Here is a 16,700-nt window from a genome sequence, read left to right as displayed (position 1 = left end):
ACTGGATCTTGATCGGATCGCAGCGTGCGCTGCCCATGAATACGCCCTGTGCAGGTGTTCGGTTCCCCCGGGGCCGGTCACCCCTCCCAGTGCCCCCGCGCCCGCTCCCGCGCCTGACCGTCCGCCCCGAGCCGGTCCAGGCCCAGCAGGGCCGCGCCCAGGACCGGGCTCGCCGTGACCACGTGGACGTCGGCCTTGGGGGCGCGGGCGGCGAGCAGCTCGCGGATGCCGTCGTCGAGCAGGGCGTGGCCGGCGGTCAGGACGCTGCCGCCGAGCAGGACCGGAGTCTCCTCGTCGAGGAGGTCCAGGCGGGTCAGCGCCACCGTGGCCATCACCGTCACCTCCTCCGCGAGCCGGGCGACGATCGAGCGGGCCACCGCGTCGCCCTCGGCGGCCGTCGTGAACAGCACCGGGGTCAGCTCGTGCCGGCGGTCGTGGCCGACGTGCTCCAGATGCAGCGCCTCGATCAGCGCGTACATCGTCGGCAGCCCGAAGTGGCCGGGCAGGGTGCGGGCGAGGGCCGTCGGCTCGCCCCGGCCGTCCTCCGCGCGGGCGGCGAACCACAGGGCCTCCTCCGCCAGGCCCCAGCCCCCGCCCCAGTCGCCGGAGATCCGGCCGATGGCCGGGAAGCGCGCGGTACGGCCGTCGGGGCGCATGCCGACGCAGTTGATGCCGGCCCCGCACACCACGGCCACCCCGCGCGGCTCGGCGACGCCCGCGCGCAGGATCGCGAAGGTGTCGTTGCGCACCTCCACCGCCGCGCCCCAGCCGCGGGCCTGGAGCGCGGTCGCCAACTGCTCCTCCTCGACGGGGAGATCGGCGTTGGCGAGGCACGCCGAGACATGGGAGACGGACGTGACGCCCGCGCTCGCGAAGGCGCGCCCCACCGGTTCGGCCAGCGCGTCCAGCGCCGCCGCCACCCCCACCGCGGGCGGGCGGAAACCGCCGCCGCGGGCCGTGGCCAGCACCTCCCCGGCGGCGGTGACGACGGCCACGTCGGTCTTGCTGTTGCCCGCGTCGATCGCGAGGACACTCCCGGAATCAGGTGCGGTCAGGCCCACGCGAGGTGCTCCCGGTTGTGTGCGATCAGCTGGTCGGTGAGGGCGTCGGCGTACGCGTACTGGCCGATCAGCGGATGGGCGAGCAGGGCGCGGAAGACGCGGTCGCGGCCGCCGCGCAGCGCCGCCTCCAGGGCCAGGTCCTCGTACGCCGTCACGTTCGCGATCAGCCCCGAGAACAGGGGGTCCAGCTCCGGCACCGGCAGCGGAGCCGGGCCGGTCGGGCCCACCGCGGCCTGGACCTCGATCACCGCGTCGTCGGGCAGGAAGGGCAGCGTGCCCTTGTTGAAGGCGTTCACCACCTGGTAGGGGCTGCCTCCCCCGCCCAGCAGCGCCGCCGCGAGGTCGACGGCCGCCTCCGAGTAGTAGGCGCCGCCGCGCTTGGCGAGCAGCGCCGGCTTCTCGTCCAGGGCCGGGTCGCCGTACATCGTCAGCAACTCCCGCTCCATCGCCGCGACTTCCGCCGCCCGGGACGGCTTGGTGCGCAGTTCGCGCACGACCTCGTCGTGGGCGTAGTAGTAGCGCAGGTAGTAGGAGGGGACCACGCCCAGGCGGTCCAGGAGGGGGCGCGGGAGGTGCAGGTCGTCGGCGATCGCCTCGCCGTGCTCGGCCAGCAGCTTGGGCAGCGCGTTCTCGCCCTCCGGGCCGCCGAGCCGTACCCCCGTCTCCCAGGTGAGGTGGTTGAGGCCCACGTGCGCGAGATGGACGTCGGCCGGGGCCACGCCGAGCAGCTTCGCGAACTTCCGCTGGAAGCCGATCGCCACGTTGCACAGCCCGACCGCGCGGTGCCCGGCCTGCAGCAGGGCGCGGGTGACGATGCCGACCGGGTTGGTGAAGTCGATGATCCACGCGCGCGGGTTGGCACGGCGGACCCGTTCGGCGATGTCGAGGACGACCGGGACCGTGCGCAGCGCCTTGGCCAGGCCGCCCGCGCCGGTGGTCTCCTGGCCGACGCAGCCGCACTCCAGCGGCCAGGTCTCGTCCTGCTCGCGGGCCGCCTGGCCGCCGACGCGCAGCTGGAGCAGCACGGCGTCGGCGCCGTCCACGCCCGCGTCCAGGTCGGCGGTGGTGACGATCCGGCCGGGGTGACCCTGCTTGGCGAAGATGCGGCGGGCCAGCCCGCCCACCAGTTCCAGGCGCTCCGCGGCCGGGTCCACCAGGACGAGTTCCTCGATGGGCAGGGTGTCCCTCAGGCGCGCGAAGCCGTCGATGAGTTCGGGGGTGTAGGTCGAGCCTCCGCCGACCACGGTGAGTTTCATATGCGGATCAACCCTTTACTCCGGTGAGGGTGACGCCTTCGACGAACGCCTTCTGCGCGAAGAAGAACACGAGGATCACGGGGGCCATGACCAGCACGGTCGCGGCCATCGTGAGGTTCCAGTCGGTGTGGTGGGCGCCCTTGAAGGACTCCAGGCCGTAACTCAGGGTCCAGGCGCCGGGGTTCTCGGACGCGTAGATCTGCGGGCCGAAGTAGTCGTTCCAGGCGTAGAAGAACTGGAAGAGGGCGACGGCGGCGATGCCCGGCCTGGCCATGGGCAGGACGACCTTCAGCAGCGTCCTGAGGTCGCCGCAGCCGTCCACCCTCGCGGCGTCCAGGTACTCGTTCGGGATCGTCATCAGGAACTGGCGCAGCAGGAAGATGGAGAACGCGTCGCCGAACGCCATCGGGATGATCAGCGGCCACAGCGTGCCGGACAGATCCAGCTGCTTCGCCCAGAACAGGTACATCGGGATGACGACCACCTGCGGGGGCAGCATCATCATCGAGATCACCAGCATCAGGGACAGGTTGCGCCCCCGGAAGCGGAACTTGGCGAGCGCGTACGCCACCGGGATGGACGACACCACGGTCAGCACGGTGCCGAGGCCGGCGTAGATCAGCGTGTTCTTCCACCAGGTGAGGAAGCCGGGCGTGTCGAAGACCTTCCGGTAGTTGCCCCACTCCCAGGTGTACGGGATCAGATCGCGGCTGAGCGCCTGGGTGTCGCTCATCAGCGAGGTCAGGAACACGAACACGAACGGCAGCGCGAAGAACAGCGCGGCGGCGACGCCGAGGGAGTGGACCGCGATCCATTCGAGCAGCGCCCTGCGCCGGGCGGTGCGCTCGGCGGCCGCGGACGCCGTCCTCAACTCGACCGGTTTGTCCAGTACTTGGGTCATGGTCAGTCACCTGCCTGGATGAGACCGCCCCGGCGCCGCATCAGGAACCCGGTGAACACCATCGACAGGGCGAACAGCACCAGCGCCACCACACAGGCCGAGCCGTAGTCGAAGCGCTGGAAGCCGAGGTTGTAGACGAGCTGGGGGAGGGTGAGCGTGGACTTGTCCGGGTAGCCGGGCTCGAACTGGGTGCCGGCGCCCTGGATCACGCCGGAGGCGACCTTCCCGGCGATCAGCGGCTGGGTGTAGTACTGCATGGTCTGGATCACGCCGGTGACGACCGCGAACATCACGATCGGGGAGATGTTCGGCAGGGTGACGTACCTGAACCGCTGCCAGGCCGAGGCCCCGTCCAGCTCGGCCGCCTCGTACTGCTCGGTCGGCACGTCCAGCAGCGCGGCCATGAAGATGACCATGAGGTCGCCGATGCCCCACAGCGCCAGCAGGGTCAGGGCCGGCTTGGACCAGGTGGGGTCGTTGAACCAGCCGGGCGCCGGGATGCCCACCTTCTCCAGGATCGAGTTGACCGGGCCCGTACCGGGGTTGAGCAGGAAGGCGAAGGCCATGGTCGCGGCGACCGGCGGGGCCAGGTACGGCAGGTAGAAGAGGGTGCGGAAGACCCCCGTACCCGTCTTGATCTTGGTGATGAGCAGGCCGATGCCGAGCCCGAAGACGACCCGCAGCGACACCATCACCAGCACCAGCCACAGCGTGTTGCGCAGGGCCGGCCAGAAGAGCGGGTAGTGCGCGAAGACGTAACGCCAGTTCTTCCCGCCGCTCCACGTCGGCGGCCGGAAGCCGTCGTAGTGCATGAAGGAGAAGTAGACCGTCGAGATCAGCGGGTACGCGAAGAACACCGCGAAGCCGATCAGCCAGGGCGACATGAAGGCGAGGGTGCGAAGCGCCGACCGGCGGCGCTTCGACGCCGGAGTGACCGTACTCATCGGCTACTTCGCCTGCGCGATGTCCGTGTCGATCTGCGCGGCCGCCTTCTTCAGCCCGGCCTTCAGATCGGTGACCTTGCCGCTTTCGTAGTCGTAGCCGAACTGCTGGATCGTCACCAGGTACTGCCCGCCGTTGATGGAGGCGGGAGTCGTGGCGGAGTTCGGGTCGGCGGCGATGTCGAGGAACGTCTTGAAGCGCGGGTCGTACCTCAGCTTCGGGGACTTCAGCGCCGCCAGGGTGGAGGGGACGTTGTGGATGTCGTTGGCGAAGCCGACCACGGCGTCCGTGTCCGTGGTGATGTACTTGACGAACTCCCAGGCCGCGTTCTGCTTGTGGCTGGTGGCGGCGATGCCCGCGATGGTGCCGGTGATGTAGCCCTTGCCGTACTGCGCGACCTGGTCGTCGGGCACGGGCAGCGGGGCGACCCCGATCTCGAAGTCCGGCTTGGCCTGCTGCGCCATCCCGAGCCGCCACTCGCCGTCGAGCTGCATGGCGACCTGACCGGTGTGGAAGGGGTGCTTGGGACCCCACTCGTCACCGAGGGTCGCCCGGAACTTCTCCAGCTTCTGGAACCCGCCGAGTTCGTCCACGAGCCGCTTCTGGAGTGCGAAGCCCTTCTCGAACGCCGGGTCCTTGGCGAGGTCCGACTTGCCGTCCGCGCCGAAGTACGTCGGCGAGAACTGGGCAAAGTAGTGCTCGGTGGTGGTCTCCCAGCCGTGGTAGTCCGGCATGAACCCGAGCTGCTTGTAGCCGTCTCCCTGGGCGATGGTCAGCTTCTTGGCGTCGGCCTCGAACTCGGACCAGGTCTTCGGCGGATTGGCGATGCCGGCCTTCCGGAACGCCGTCTTGTTGTAGTAGAGCCCGTACGCGTCACCGAGCAGCGGCACCGTGCAGCGGTTGCCGTCGAACTGGGTGTACTCGTTCATGGTCTTCGGGAACGTCTTCGCGGGGTCGATCCCGGCCTTCTTGAAGAAGGGGTTGAGGTCGACCAGCGCACCCGAGGAACAGAACTTGCCCACGTTGTTGGTGGTGAACGAGGAGATCACGTCCGGCGCCTTGTCACCGCCCGACCGCAGCGCCTGGTTGATCTTGTCGTCGGTCATGTTGCCGACGATGTTCACGTGGATGTTGGGGTGCGCCTTCTCGAAGCCGGCGACCAGGGACTTGACGGCCTTCACCTCGTTCGGCGCGCTCCAGGCGTGCCAGAAGTTGATCGTCGTGTCCTTCGAGGCGTCGTCCGTGGCACCGGAGCCGGACTGCCCGGTACAGGCGGTGGCGGTGAGCAGCAGGGCGGAGACGGTCAGGGCGAAAGCCGCTTTTCGGGCGACTTCGGGTATGGCTGTGGGCATGGCGAGGTCTCCCAGGGACGGGTGAAGGGGAAGAGGGGTGCTGCCGGGTCAGCGCGAGGTGTCGAAGACCTCGTCGCGGGTGGTCACGAGCGCGGACTCCAACGCGCCGCGCAGGACGGGGTGTTCGTGGACGTCGCCGACGACCAGCCGGGGGCGGGCCGCGGCCAGCTCCTCCAGCTCGGCCTGGACGAGGGCGCGCAGGCCCTCGCCGCCGGCCGTCAGCGCGGAGCCGCTGAGGACGACGAGTTCGGGGTCGAGGACGGAGACGAGCGAGGCGAGACCGGTGGCGAGCCGGGTCGCATAGGTCCGGAGCAGCTCCCGGTAGGGACCGGAGGCGTGATCGGCACCCCGGGCCACGAGTTCGGCGGCGGCCTCGGCGTACGGCCCCGACGGCACATCGGTGATGCCGAGTTCCCGGGCCAGCTTCGGTACGGCCTGGGAGCCGGCCAGCTCCTGGTAGCCACCGCTGTTGGCCTTGGTCACCTGCCGCACCAGGGGTGTGCCCGGCACGGGCAGGAAGCCGACCTCGCCGGCGCCGCCGGTCCAGCCGCGGTGCAGCCGGCCGCCGAGCACCAGGGCGGCGCCGAGCCCCTCCTGGTTCCACAGCAGGACGAAGTCGCCGTGGCCCCGGGCGGCGCCGAGCCGCTGTTCGGCGAGGGCGACGAGGTTGACGTCGTTCTCGTACTCCACCGGCATCGGCAGGGCGGCGGCGAGCTCGTCGAGCAGGGTGGGGGAGTGCCAGCCGGGCAGGTGGGAGGCGTAGCGCAGCCGGCCGGTGTTGGGGTCGAAGGCGCCCGGGGTGCCGATGACCAGCCGGTGCACGTCGGACCGGGCGAGCCCGGCGGCCTTGACGGCGCCGTCGAGCGCGTCGGCGACCTGCTGGACGACCGGGTGGGCGGGCCGCCGCCCGGGGGTGGGCAGCTCGTACTCACCCACCGTCCGGCCGGTGATGTCGGCGACGGCGGCGCGGATGCGGGTGGGAGTGACGTCGAGCCCGGCGGCGTGCGCGGCCGTGGGGTTGACGGCGTACAGCTGGGCGTTCGGACCCGGCCGGCCCTCGCTGGTGCCGGTGACCCGGACCAGTCCGGCCGCCTCCAGGCGGGCCAGCAGTTGCGAGGCGGTGGGCTTGGACAGGCCGGTGAGCTTCCCGATCCGGGTGCGCGACAGCGGCCCGTGCTCCAGCAGGAGGTCCAGGGCGGCACGGTCGTTCATGGCGCGCAGCACGCGCGGGGTGCCCGGCGTACCGGCGGTTCCTGCCATGGTCGACACCTGCCTTTCCAGCCGCCCAGCTTCGCAGTGACCTGGCGGGAGGTCCAGTCTTGATCACCGGCCGCCCTGGAGATCACTGTTAGGAAACTTTCCTATTTGGGTGGGAGGAACGTAAGCCCAGGACGAAGGGGGCGTCAATAGACAAGGGCGCGGGGGCTGCAGAGTCGTTATCTCGCGGGGCTGTACAGCCCGTCCACGGGCCCGTGATCTTTGATCCGCTCGCCGGGCAGGTGCCCCGGCCGTCGATGCGGATGGTGGACCATGCCCGACCGAAGACTCCTGGTGAAGCTGTGGCTGGCCACGATGTCCGTGTTCCTGCTGCCGACGGTGCTGCTCTGCACGGGCGATGTCACGAATGACGGCCTGTCCTGGTCGACGGCCTACGACGTCGTCATGGACCTCGTCTTCTACGCGGTCCTCGCCGTCCTCTTTGCCGTCTACGCGTACGGCGCCCTGCACCGCCGCGCTCGCGGCACCGGCCTCCCGGTCACGGTTGAGGCACTGGCCGCCACGCAGGAGCACACGTTTCCGGCCGACCGGGCGACGCGCCTGAGGGCCGGCCTGCCCATGTGCGAGCGCGCGTGGGACGTGCTGAGCGGCGAAGAAATCCACTTCCGCTGGCGCCCGTTCCGCGGCCGGCGGTCCGTCGGCGGCACCGTGACCTTCGACTCCGCGTCGGGAGAGGCCCGGCTGAGGATCGACGCCGACGAGAACCTGACGGCCGGCCTGGGGCTGCGCAGGGCGAGCGCGTTCGTCGCGCTGTGCCAGATAGTGCGGCTGGTCAGTCGGTGAGGAAGGGGGTGGTGTCGAGGGTGGGGTAGGGGGCGGGGAGAGGGAGAGGGGCACCGAGGCCGACCGGGTTGTCCGCGTTGTAGTAAGCCTTGGTGGGGTCGCCGCTCGGAAGAATGGGATCCGTGTAGCAGTGGGCAGTCTTCGTGCTGCGGTTGATCAGAACGTAGGCGGGGATACCGGCGGCAGCATAGGTGCGGAGTTTTGGGCCGGTGTCCGCCCAGTGATTGGATGACGTGACTTCGCCGACCAGCGCGATCATGTCGACCGGGTACCAGCCCTTGTTGGCCTTGCGATACGACTCGTCGAGTTCCGAGGCCTTACGGCGACGCACGTAGAAGTCCGGGATGAGCAACGCCATGGTGCTGCCGTCCTTATGGGCGGCGCGGTAGCCGCAGCCGAAGCCGACGAGACGAAAACCGGCTGTGCGGAACTGGTAGTACAGCTCGCCGATACCGTCGTTGTGGTTTTCGTCAGGTTGCGGCGGCACGATGACCGTCCCCTCGACATACTCCGGTCGAATCGGCGTCGGAGACGCTTCTTCGATCACGCTCAACAGGTCGATGGGGTCCACCTGCATCATGACCCTCTCCATGATGGGTTCGGCGCTCATCCCGGTTCTCCTCGTGATGCTGATGCCAGGCTAAGCCCGCGCTGGGCGCCCCGGCAGAACGATGGGGCACCCCGTGCGCCCTCGGTGCCGGAATGCCCCATCCGTTCACTCGAACGAGTGTGCTGAAACCGTTCCGCTCGCTACTTGCCCGGAGGCGTCGGCCGCTGCGCGGCGATCGGTGCCGTCGCCGCCGCCTGCGGCGAGTCCGCGTTGGCGAAGACCGACGGGGCCGCCACCGCGGCCGTCGGGTCGGCGGGCTCCTCCGCGTCCTCCACGGACGTGGCGCCGCCCACGATGCGGATGCTCGCCTGGTCGAAGGCGCGCTTGATGCGCCAGCGCAGCTCGCGTTCGACCGTCAGCGCCTTGCCCGGCATGGTCCTGGCGGAGACCCGCACCACCATGGAGTCGATCAGGACCGAGTCCAGGCCGAGGACCTCGATCGGGCCCCACAGCAGCTCGTTCCAGGGCTCTTCCTTGCTCATGTGCTCGGCGACGTCGTCCAGGGTCGCCTTGACCTTGTCCAGGTCCTCGCTCGCCCGCACCGTCACGTCGACCCCGGCCGTCGCCCAGCCCTGGGAGAGGTTGCCGATCCGCTTGACCTCGCCGTTGCGGACGTACCAGATCTCGCCGTCGGCACCGCGCAGCTTGGTCACGCGCAGCCCGACCTCGATCACCTCACCGGTGGCCACGCCCGCGTCGACCACGTCACCGACGCCGTACTGGTCCTCCAGGATCATGAAGACGCCGGAGAGGAAGTCGGTGACCAGGTTCCGGGCGCCGAAACCGATCGCCACGCCGGCCACACCGGCCGAGGCCAGCAGCGGCGCCAGGTTGATCTTGAAGGTGGACAGGATCATCAGCGCGGCCGTGCCGAGGATCAGGAAGCTCGCCACCGACCGCAGCACCGAGCCGATCGCCGCCGAACGCTGCCGCCGCCGCTCTGCGTTGACCAGCAGCCCGCTCAGCGCGGAGCCGTCCACGGCCTCGGCGGTGCGGCCCATCCGGTCGATCAGCTTGGTGATCGCCCGCCGCACCACCGCGCGCAGCGCGACCGCGATCACCAGGATCAGCAGGATCTGCAGCCCCATCGCGAGCCAGGTCGACCAGTTCTGCTCGACCCAGCTCGCCGCGTTCGTGGCGCTCTCCTGGGCGTCCTGGAGCGACGGCACGGCCGGCGCCGTCGAACCGGAGGGAGAGGGGGACGGGGTCGGCGACGCACCGGCGGCCAGCAGGACGGCGGGCAAGGACGACACGGCAGGTACCTCCAGGTGCTGCACGGTCCGTGCCGGCGGGCGGTCAAGGTCTTCGAGGTCACGAGAAGGTCACCGGACGGACAGGGCCACCACACTAACGGGGCATTGTGTGTGCATCGCGCGGATCCGCCAAGGAGGGGCGCAGGAGAGACGGGACTCACCCTGGCTTGAACAGGCCGTGATCCGGGGGATGAATCAGGTGTGGTCGAAAACACTCCCAGCCCGTTACCGGGACATGGTGGCGCTTCCACCAGGCATGAGGGGAGACTGACTGCAGATCGTCCCGGCGCGAGCCACGCGCCGCCGACGCCCAAGGAGGCACCCGTGCCGCATGTCCTGGTCCTCAACGCGTCGTACGAGCCGCTCGGCGTCGTACCGCTCCGCCGCGCGCTCGTCCTCGTCCTGGAGAACAAGGCCGTCTCCCTCGAGGAATCCGGCGCCTATATGCACAGCGCAACCGTCACAGTCCCCGCACCCAGCGTGGTCCGGCTCAAGCGATTCGTCCGGGTTCCCTATCGGGGGCCCGTTCCTCTCACCCGGCGTGCGCTGTTCGCGCGCGACGGGGGCCGGTGCATGTACTGCGGTGGCGTCGCAACCAGCGTCGACCACGTCATCCCGCGCAGTCGCGGGGGCAAGCACGTCTGGGACAACGTGGTGGCCTCCTGCCGCCGCTGCAACCACGTGAAGGCCGACCGTCACCTCGTCGAGCTGGGGTGGCGGCTGCGGCACAAACCGGCTCCGCCGACCGGCCTGGCCTGGCGCATCATCGGTACCGGGCATAGGGACCCGCGCTGGCTGCCCTACTTGCAGCCGTACGGCGCGGACGATGCCCTGGCCCGGATCGACGGCATTTCTGCCTGACGACGATCCGGGCCTTCGCGTACCCGCCTCACCCCGCGCACGCGGGGTGAGGGCGCGAACCGGCTCCGGGAGTCCCCTGTGCCCCCGGAGCCGGAGGCTCACGCGTACCTGAGCTCCCCCGGGTGCGCCGAACGGCGCAGCAGGGGCAGTGAGGCGGCCGCCGCCAGCAGACAGCAGGCGTACACGCCCACCGGCACCAGCAGTGCGGCGTACGGCACGGTCTGGGTGAGCCGGCCCTCGGTCAGCGAGGCGTACCAGACGCCGATCGCCATGCCGCCGGCGCCCGCCAGCACGACCGCCGGGGCCAGCGGCAGCGCCGTCTCCAGCAGCAGCGCCCGGCCGAGCACCGCCCGGGGCACCCCGGAGGCGACCTGTGCGGCCAGGCCCCGGCGGCGGTTCGCCACCGACTCGGCGGTGCCGACGGCGAGGCCGGAGAGGGTGATTGCGAGCCCGACGAGGATCGCGGCCGCCGTCAGATCGAGGCCCGTCGTGTAGAAGGCCAGGTCCGTGCCGAGCCGCTGGTCGCGGCTCATCTCGTGCAGGTCCGCAAGGAGCGCCCCCCGGACCCCCACGAACCCCGTGCCGACGATCGTGACCAGCAGCACCGCCGCGTGGGTGCGGGCCGCCGCCCAGGGATCGGCGCGCAGCCGCTCCGCAGCGATCAGCGTCGCCGCGGAGCGGGCCCGGCCCGCCAGCAGCCGCCCGACCACCCCGGCCGTGCCCCCGGCCAGCCACACCGTGCCCCCGCCGACCAGGAGGACCAGCGCGAACACCGTCAACGGCAGCCGCCCGCGGTCGGCGCCGGAGGTGTTCGCCACGGCCCACAGCGCCAGCAGCAGAACGAGAAGGACACCGGCGACGAACAGCAGCCCCGGCCCGCGCCCGCTGCTCGGCCGCACCCGGCGCACCCAGCCCAGCGGCGAGGCCACCACCCGGCGCAGCGCCAGCGCGCCCGCCGCCGCGCCCAGCACCGGCACCCCCAGCAGGACCAGCACGGACCCGGCCCAGGTCCAGGCGGTCGGGCCGCTCCACACGCCCAGCAGGACGGGGACGCAGACCGCGCTGGCGAGGACCGAGCCCAGCAGACAGGCCGTCCCCGTCTCCAGTGCGGCGATCCGGCGCACCTGCGCCGGGCCGGCGCCCGCCAGCCGGAGCCCGGCCAGCCGCCGGTCACGGTGCACGGCGCCGATCCGCGCGCACTGCCCGAGGAACCCCAGCACCGGCACCAGCAGGAGCAGCAGGCTGACGACCACCCCCGAGCGCTCGCCCGGGCCGTCCAGCAGGCCGTGGCCGAAGGACACCCGGTAGTACCCGTGCAGTGAGGCCAGGGCGACGGCCGCGAGCGCGAACCCGGTGGCGAGCGCGGCCCCGGCCGCCGTCAGCCCGAGCCGCCACCACTCCTGCCGGTCCGAGCCCCGGACCAGCTGCCAGGCCAGCCGGACGTCGACCGACGCACCGGCACGCGTCCGGGGGAGCGCCTGCTGCGTCATGCCGTCACCTCCGCCGGCACCACGGCACCGTCGCTGAGGCGCACCTCGCGGTCCGCGTACGCCGCCACCTGGGCGTCGTGCGTGATCAGCAGCACCGCCGCGCCCGACTCGCGGGCCGTGCGGACCAGGGCCGTCATCACCTGCTCGGTCGCCAGCGAGTCCAGCGCGCCCGTCGGCTCGTCGGCGAAGACCACCCGAGGCCCGGTCACCAGCGCCCGGGCCAGGGCGACCCGCTGCGTCTGGCCGCCGCTCAGCTCGCCGGGCCGCAGCGCCTCCTGCCCGTGCACCCCGAACCGCTCCAGCCACTCGCCGGCCCGCTCCCGGGCCTCGGCGCGGCCGGCGCCCGCCAGCATCAGCGGCAGCGCCACGTTGTCCGCGGCGGTCAGTTCCGGGATCAGCTGCCCGAACTGGAAGACCACGCCGAAGTCGGTACGGCGCAGCTCGCTCAGCCGCTTCTCCGGGAGCCGGTCCAGCCGCTGCCCGGCGTAGACCACCGAGCCCTCGTCCGGGCGGACGAGGCCCGCGAGGCAGTGCAGCAGGGTGGACTTGCCGCTGCCGCTGGGCCCCGTCACGGCGAGGATCTCGCCGGCGTGCAGGTCGGCCGAGGCGCCGCGCAGCGCCCGGGTCCTGCCGTGGGCCTTGACGAGGTCCCGGCTCGTGAGAACCGGGGCCGAGGTGTCCCCCTTGTGGGTCATGCTCCGTCGACCTCCGCGGTCAGAGTGGTGAGCCGGGCCGCCGTGGTGTTCATCCAGCGGAGGTCGGCGTCGAGGTGGTTGAGGGCGTAGTCGGCCGACAGCACGGTCGCCAGGTCGGCGTTCCGGTCGGTCTTGACCGCCGTGAGCTGCCGCATCCGCTCCATGTGCGCGGCCCGCTGGGCGCGCAGATAGGCGGCCGGGTCGCCGCCGGCCAGGATCGACACGACGACCTTGGCGAAGATCTCGTTCGTCACGAAGGGCGCCGGCGGGGCGATCTCACCCGCCCAGCGGGCCAGTTCGCCCGAACCGGTGTCCGTGGAGCGGTACAGCGTGCGCTCCGGACCGCCGTCCGCGTCGGTGCCCTCCACCTCCGCGAGGCCGTCCCGGACCAGGCGCTGCAGGGTCGTGTAGACCTGCCCGTAGGCCAGTGGACGGGCCTGCGGGAAGCGTTCGTCGTGGCGTCGCTTCAGGTCGTAGCCATGGCTCGGCCCTGCCGCGAGCAGACCCAGAAGGATGTGACGGGTGCTCATGCCGATCATTATGCACTCGATACATGTACTGAGTGAATAGTGATCTGTGATCGGCGAGGAGCCTGTTCGAGCGGCTGTCGGGAGTGCCCGCGCCGTCACGGGGTAGGCCTGCCGTAATCCGTTCAAAGCGACAACATCCGACCGCCCGCAGAACCCTCAGCAGAGGAGGCCCCCGTGGCCGCACTGGCCCACCTCTCGGTCCCGGCCCCGTCGAAACCCCCGGCGGACCCGTCCGCCGAACCCCACGACACCCAGGCGTGCGTCTTCAGCGCCGAGAGCGCCTGCGCCCGGGCCCCGCTGACCAGCGAGCCGCCCCTGCCCGACGCCGAGCCCCTGACCAGCGAGCCGCCGCTCGCCGAGGCCGCCCCGCTGACCAGCGAGTCGGACGCCTTCGGCGCGGGGGGTCACGCATCCGACCCCTACGGCGCGGGGTCGTACGAGTCCGGCGCCTACGGCGCGAGGCCGTAGATGACCGGGGCGTTCGAGGACTTCGCGGACGAGGACCTGTCCCGGCTCGCCGGCCTGCACGGGGTCGCCACCTCCTACAGCCCCGCCCCGGGCCGCGACGTCCCGGTCCCCGCGTCCGCCGTGGTCGCCGCCCTGGCCGCACTCGGCGTCGACGCGGCCGGCCCCGCCGCCGTACGCACCGCCCTCGCCGCGCGCGAACGCGAACTGCGCGAGCGCCTGCTGCCGCCGACGCTCGTGCACTGGGCCGGCGACCCGCACGGCCCCGCCGCCCTCGCCGCACTGCCGCCCGGCACCCGCCTGCGCGTCGAGACCGAGGACGGCGAGGAGCGGGACACCGCCGCCGAACTGCCGCTCGGCGTGCACCGGGTGACCGCGCTCGCACCCGACGGCCGCACCGGCCACGCCCACCTCGTCGTCGCCCCCGACCGGCTGCCCGCCCCGCCCGGCCGCTCCCACGGCCTCCTCGTCCAGCTGTACTCCCTGCTGTCCCGCCGCTCCTGGGGCATGGGCGACCTCGGTGACCTCGCCGAGCTGGCCGGCTGGGCCGGGCGCACCGCCGGCGCCGGATTCGTCCAGGTCAACCCGCTGCACGCGGGCGTACCCGGCGCACCCACCGACCCCTCCCCCTACCGCCCGTCCTCGCGCCGCTTCCCCGACCCCGTCCACCTGCGGATCGAGGACATCCCCGAGTACGCCTACGCCGAGGACCGCGAGCGGCTGAGCGCCCTGCTGGAGCGGGCCGCACGACTGCGCGCCGACGTCCTCGACAAGGGCGCCCTCATCGACCGGGACGCGGTGTGGGAGCTCAAGCGCGAGGCTCTGGACCTGGTCCTGGCCGTCCCCCTCGGCCCCGGCCGCCGGGCCGCCTACGACGACTTCCGCGCCGCCCACGGCCAGGCCCTCGACGACCACGCCACCTGGTACGCCCTCGCCGAGGTCCACGGCTCCGACTGGCAGCGGTGGCCCTCGGCCCTGCGGGACCCCCGCTCGGCCGAGACCGCCCGGGCCCGCGCCGGCCTCGCCGACCGCGTCGAGTTCCACGCCCGCCTGGCCTGGCTCACCGACGGCCAGCTCCGCGCCGCCCAGCGCGCCGCCCGCGAGGCCGGCATGCCCGTCGGGATCGTGCACGACCTCGCCGTCGGCGTGCACCCCCTCGGCGCCGACGCCTGGGCCCAGCAGGACGTGTTCGCCGCCGGCATGTCCGTCGGCGCCCCGCCCGACGCCTTCAACGCCCGCGGCCAGGACTGGGGCCTGCCGCCCTGGCGCCCCGACCGGCTCGCCGCCACCGCCTACGCCCCCTACCGCGAGCTGCTGCGCGCCCTCTTCCGCTACGCCGGCGCCCTGCGCATCGACCACGTCATGGGCCTGTTCCGGCTGTGGTGGGTCCCCCAGGGCAGCCCGCCCACCGGGGGCACCTACGTCCGCTACGACGCCGACGCCATGCTCGCGATCCTCGCCCTGGAGGCCGGGCGCGCCGGGGCCCTCGTCATCGGGGAGGACCTCGGCACCGTCGAGCCCGGCGTCCGCGAGACGCTGCAGCGGCGCGGGGTGCTCGGCACCTCGGTGCTGTGGTTCGAACGCGACTGGGAGGGCGACGGACGCCCGCTGCCGCCCGAGCGCTGGCGCGCCGACTGCCTGGCCACCGCCACCACCCACGACCTGCCGCCCACCGCCGCCCGGCTCACCGGCGACCACGTCGACCTGCGCGACCGCCTGGGCCTGCTCACCCGCCCGGCGACCGAGGAACGCGCCGAGGCCGTCGCCGAGGCCGCCGAGTGGCTCGCCCTGCTGGGCAGCCTCGGCCTGCTGGACCTGACCGCCGCCGGGCCGCCCGGCTCCGACGAGGAGGAGGAGATCCGCGCCGTCCACCGCTTCCTGCTGCGAACCCCGGCCCGGCTGATCGGCGTCTGGCTCCCGGACGGCGTCGGCGACCGGCGCCCGCAGAACCTCCCGGGGACCTGGGACCAGTACCCGAACTGGCGGCTGCCGATCGCGGACCGGGAGGGCCGGCCGGTGCCGCTGGAGGATCTGACGGCCTCCCCCCGGCTGCGGGCACTACTCCATGTGTTCGAGCAGGCCGGGAGCGGGTGAATCCCCGGTACGGGACCCCGGGCGCGCGCCCCTCCAGGGGGTTCGCTAACTTGAGATCGTGGACAAGAAGAACGCCCTGCGCGCCGGCGCCCTGGCCGCCGGCACGACGCTGATGATGCTGCTCATGTCGTCCCCCGCGCTCGCGCTGACCCGCGACGACGGCGACGACCCCGGCCCCGGCCTGAGCGTCATCCAGACGCTGGGCCTCTACGTGCTGCTCCCGATCGCGCTGTTCGTGGTCATCGCCGGTCTGGTGATGGCGCTGGACAAGTCCAAGATCAGGACCATCAAGCCCTCGTCCAACGTGAAGCCCGAGGCGAAGGCCAAGGCCTGACCGGACACCGGTTCTCTCGCCGGGGGCGCCTGTCCTCCCGTCGGTACGCGCGCGACGCCGTACCCGGGTGAGGTCGGCGCCCTCGGCGTTTCGTCTTTCCGGGCCCTTTCGTGAGGTCCGGGCGCGGTCCGGCGCGGCTCAGGGATTCGGCGCGGTCAGATACCGCTGCACGGTCGGTCCGAGCCACGCCAGCAGTTCCTCGCGGGTCAGTTCCCGCGCCGCCGGCAGCCGCAGCACATAGCGGGTCAGGGCCAGCCCGAGCAGCTGTGCGGCACACAGCGCGGCCCGCGCCGGCACCTGCTCGGGATCGGGGCACACCTGCCGGGCCACCGGCAGCAGCTGGTCCCGGAAGATGCCCTGCATCCGCTCGGCCCCGGCCTGGTTGGTGGCGCCGACCCGCAGGACGGCCGTCAGCTCCTCGTTCTCCTCCCACACGCCGAGGAAGTGGCTCACCAGCGCCCGGCCCACCTCGTCCCGCGGGACGCCGGTCAGGTCGGGCAGCCGCAGATCCAGCGCGACGGCCGCGGCGAAGAGGCCCTCCTTGCTGCCGTAGTAGCGCATCACCATGGACGGGTCGATGCGCGCGTCCCTGGCGATCGCGCGGATGGTGGCCCGCTCATAGCCGTCGGCGGCGAACCGCTCCCGGGCGGCGTCGAGGATGGCGGTACGGGTGGCGTCGGAGCGGCGCGCCTGGTTGCTCTTCGTGCTGCCGGTCATGCCGACGAGCGTAGGTCAACATGTGTGGGCCAACAAGTGTTGACTGCCTTGGATGCAGGGTTCTAGGCTTGCCAACAA

The 16,700-nt window shown here is 72.1% G+C and carries 17 protein-coding genes; 5 read left to right on the top strand and 12 right to left on the bottom strand.

Features of this window, described 5'->3' with window-relative positions:
• Positions 1 to 77: 77 nt before the first annotated feature.
• Genes ACQPXS_RS18320 through ACQPXS_RS18295 form a run of 6 tightly spaced genes read right to left on the bottom strand, consistent with a single transcriptional unit; the run spans position 78 to position 6,772 of the window.
• The gene (locus ACQPXS_RS18320; RefSeq protein WP_433450396.1) at positions 78 to 1,061 is read right to left on the bottom strand and encodes an N-acetylglucosamine kinase; all 984 of its coding nucleotides are present in this window, start codon (positions 1,059 to 1,061) and stop codon (positions 78 to 80) included.
• Positions 1,052 to 2,317 carry a 6-phospho-beta-glucosidase gene (locus tag ACQPXS_RS18315; RefSeq protein ID WP_433450395.1) on the bottom strand — a complete coding sequence of 422 codons (1,266 nt, stop codon included), beginning with the start codon at positions 2,315 to 2,317 and terminating at the stop codon, positions 1,052 to 1,054. The genes ACQPXS_RS18320 and ACQPXS_RS18315 overlap by 10 nt, the downstream gene beginning before the upstream one ends.
• A gap of 7 nt (positions 2,318 to 2,324) precedes the next feature.
• Positions 2,325 to 3,218, bottom strand: coding sequence for a carbohydrate ABC transporter permease (locus tag ACQPXS_RS18310; RefSeq protein ID WP_433450394.1), 894 nt, complete (start codon positions 3,216 to 3,218; stop codon positions 2,325 to 2,327).
• A gap of 2 nt (positions 3,219 to 3,220) precedes the next feature.
• Entirely contained in the window at positions 3,221 to 4,162 is a 942-nt protein-coding gene (locus ACQPXS_RS18305) for a carbohydrate ABC transporter permease (protein WP_433450393.1), read from the bottom strand.
• Positions 4,163 to 4,165: 3 nt separating this feature from the next.
• Positions 4,166 to 5,512 carry an ABC transporter substrate-binding protein gene (locus tag ACQPXS_RS18300; protein WP_433450391.1) on the bottom strand — a complete coding sequence of 449 codons (1,347 nt, stop codon included), beginning with the start codon at positions 5,510 to 5,512 and terminating at the stop codon, positions 4,166 to 4,168.
• Positions 5,513 to 5,560: 48 nt separating this feature from the next.
• A complete protein-coding gene (locus ACQPXS_RS18295) occupies positions 5,561 to 6,772 on the bottom strand; it encodes an ROK family transcriptional regulator (RefSeq protein ID WP_433450390.1) in 1,212 nt (403 codons plus the stop codon).
• 270 nt (positions 6,773 to 7,042) lie between these two features.
• Here ACQPXS_RS18295 and ACQPXS_RS18290 point away from each other — a divergent pair, with 270 nt between their 5' ends.
• Positions 7,043 to 7,573, top strand: a complete 531-nt coding sequence (locus tag ACQPXS_RS18290) for a hypothetical protein (protein ID WP_433450389.1) — start codon at positions 7,043 to 7,045, stop codon at positions 7,571 to 7,573.
• Here the strand turns inward: ACQPXS_RS18290 and ACQPXS_RS18285 are convergent.
• On the bottom strand, positions 7,563 to 8,183 hold the full coding sequence (locus ACQPXS_RS18285; protein WP_433450388.1) for a Uma2 family endonuclease: 621 nt from the start codon (positions 8,181 to 8,183) through the stop codon (positions 7,563 to 7,565). The genes ACQPXS_RS18290 and ACQPXS_RS18285 overlap by 11 nt on opposite strands.
• Positions 8,184 to 8,323: 140 nt before the next feature.
• Positions 8,324 to 9,436, bottom strand: a complete 1,113-nt coding sequence (locus ACQPXS_RS18280) for a mechanosensitive ion channel family protein (RefSeq protein ID WP_433450387.1) — start codon at positions 9,434 to 9,436, stop codon at positions 8,324 to 8,326.
• 324 nt (positions 9,437 to 9,760) lie between these two features.
• Between ACQPXS_RS18280 and ACQPXS_RS18275 the strand changes: the two genes are divergently transcribed.
• Positions 9,761 to 10,297 (top strand): HNH endonuclease, encoded by a 537-nt coding sequence (locus ACQPXS_RS18275; RefSeq protein ID WP_039649619.1) that lies wholly within the window; start codon positions 9,761 to 9,763, stop codon positions 10,295 to 10,297.
• A 98-nt stretch (positions 10,298 to 10,395) separates the two neighbouring features.
• On the opposite strand, the gene ACQPXS_RS18270 is transcribed toward ACQPXS_RS18275, so the two are convergent.
• The 3 genes from ACQPXS_RS18270 to ACQPXS_RS18260 are packed head-to-tail and all read right to left on the bottom strand — an operon-like array spanning position 10,396 to position 13,012.
• A complete protein-coding gene (locus ACQPXS_RS18270; RefSeq protein WP_433450386.1) occupies positions 10,396 to 11,787 on the bottom strand; it encodes an ABC transporter permease in 1,392 nt (463 codons plus the stop codon).
• Positions 11,784 to 12,482: an ABC transporter ATP-binding protein gene (locus ACQPXS_RS18265; RefSeq protein ID WP_433450385.1), complete on the bottom strand. Its 699-nt coding sequence runs from the start codon at positions 12,480 to 12,482 to the stop codon at positions 11,784 to 11,786. Before ACQPXS_RS18265 ends, ACQPXS_RS18270 begins: the two co-directional genes overlap by 4 nt.
• A complete protein-coding gene (locus ACQPXS_RS18260) occupies positions 12,479 to 13,012 on the bottom strand; it encodes a PadR family transcriptional regulator (RefSeq protein ID WP_365323649.1) in 534 nt (177 codons plus the stop codon). The genes ACQPXS_RS18265 and ACQPXS_RS18260 overlap by 4 nt, the downstream gene beginning before the upstream one ends.
• A gap of 174 nt (positions 13,013 to 13,186) precedes the next feature.
• On the opposite strand from ACQPXS_RS18260, the gene ACQPXS_RS18255 reads away from it, so the two are divergent.
• From ACQPXS_RS18255 to ACQPXS_RS18245, 3 genes are read left to right on the top strand one after another with little or no spacing between them, the layout of a single operon-like run.
• On the top strand, positions 13,187 to 13,480 hold the full coding sequence (locus tag ACQPXS_RS18255) for a hypothetical protein (protein WP_433450384.1): 294 nt from the start codon (positions 13,187 to 13,189) through the stop codon (positions 13,478 to 13,480).
• Positions 13,481 to 15,571 (top strand): 4-alpha-glucanotransferase, encoded by a 2,091-nt coding sequence (malQ, locus tag ACQPXS_RS18250; protein WP_433450382.1) that lies wholly within the window; start codon positions 13,481 to 13,483, stop codon positions 15,569 to 15,571.
• 58 nt (positions 15,572 to 15,629) lie between these two features.
• A complete protein-coding gene (locus tag ACQPXS_RS18245; protein WP_351797645.1) occupies positions 15,630 to 15,905 on the top strand; it encodes a hypothetical protein in 276 nt (91 codons plus the stop codon).
• A gap of 138 nt (positions 15,906 to 16,043) precedes the next feature.
• On the opposite strand, the gene ACQPXS_RS18240 is transcribed toward ACQPXS_RS18245, so the two are convergent.
• Positions 16,044 to 16,622 (bottom strand): TetR family transcriptional regulator, encoded by a 579-nt coding sequence (locus tag ACQPXS_RS18240; protein ID WP_365323657.1) that lies wholly within the window; start codon positions 16,620 to 16,622, stop codon positions 16,044 to 16,046.
• Between the last annotated feature and the right edge of the window lie 78 nt (positions 16,623 to 16,700).

Origin of the sequence: Streptomyces sp. CA-142005, assembly GCF_050942335.1 — a bacterium.
In the GTDB taxonomy this organism is placed as follows: Bacteria; Actinomycetota; Actinomycetes; order Streptomycetales; family Streptomycetaceae; genus Streptomyces.
This window is presented reverse-complemented; position numbering and strand designations above follow the sequence as displayed.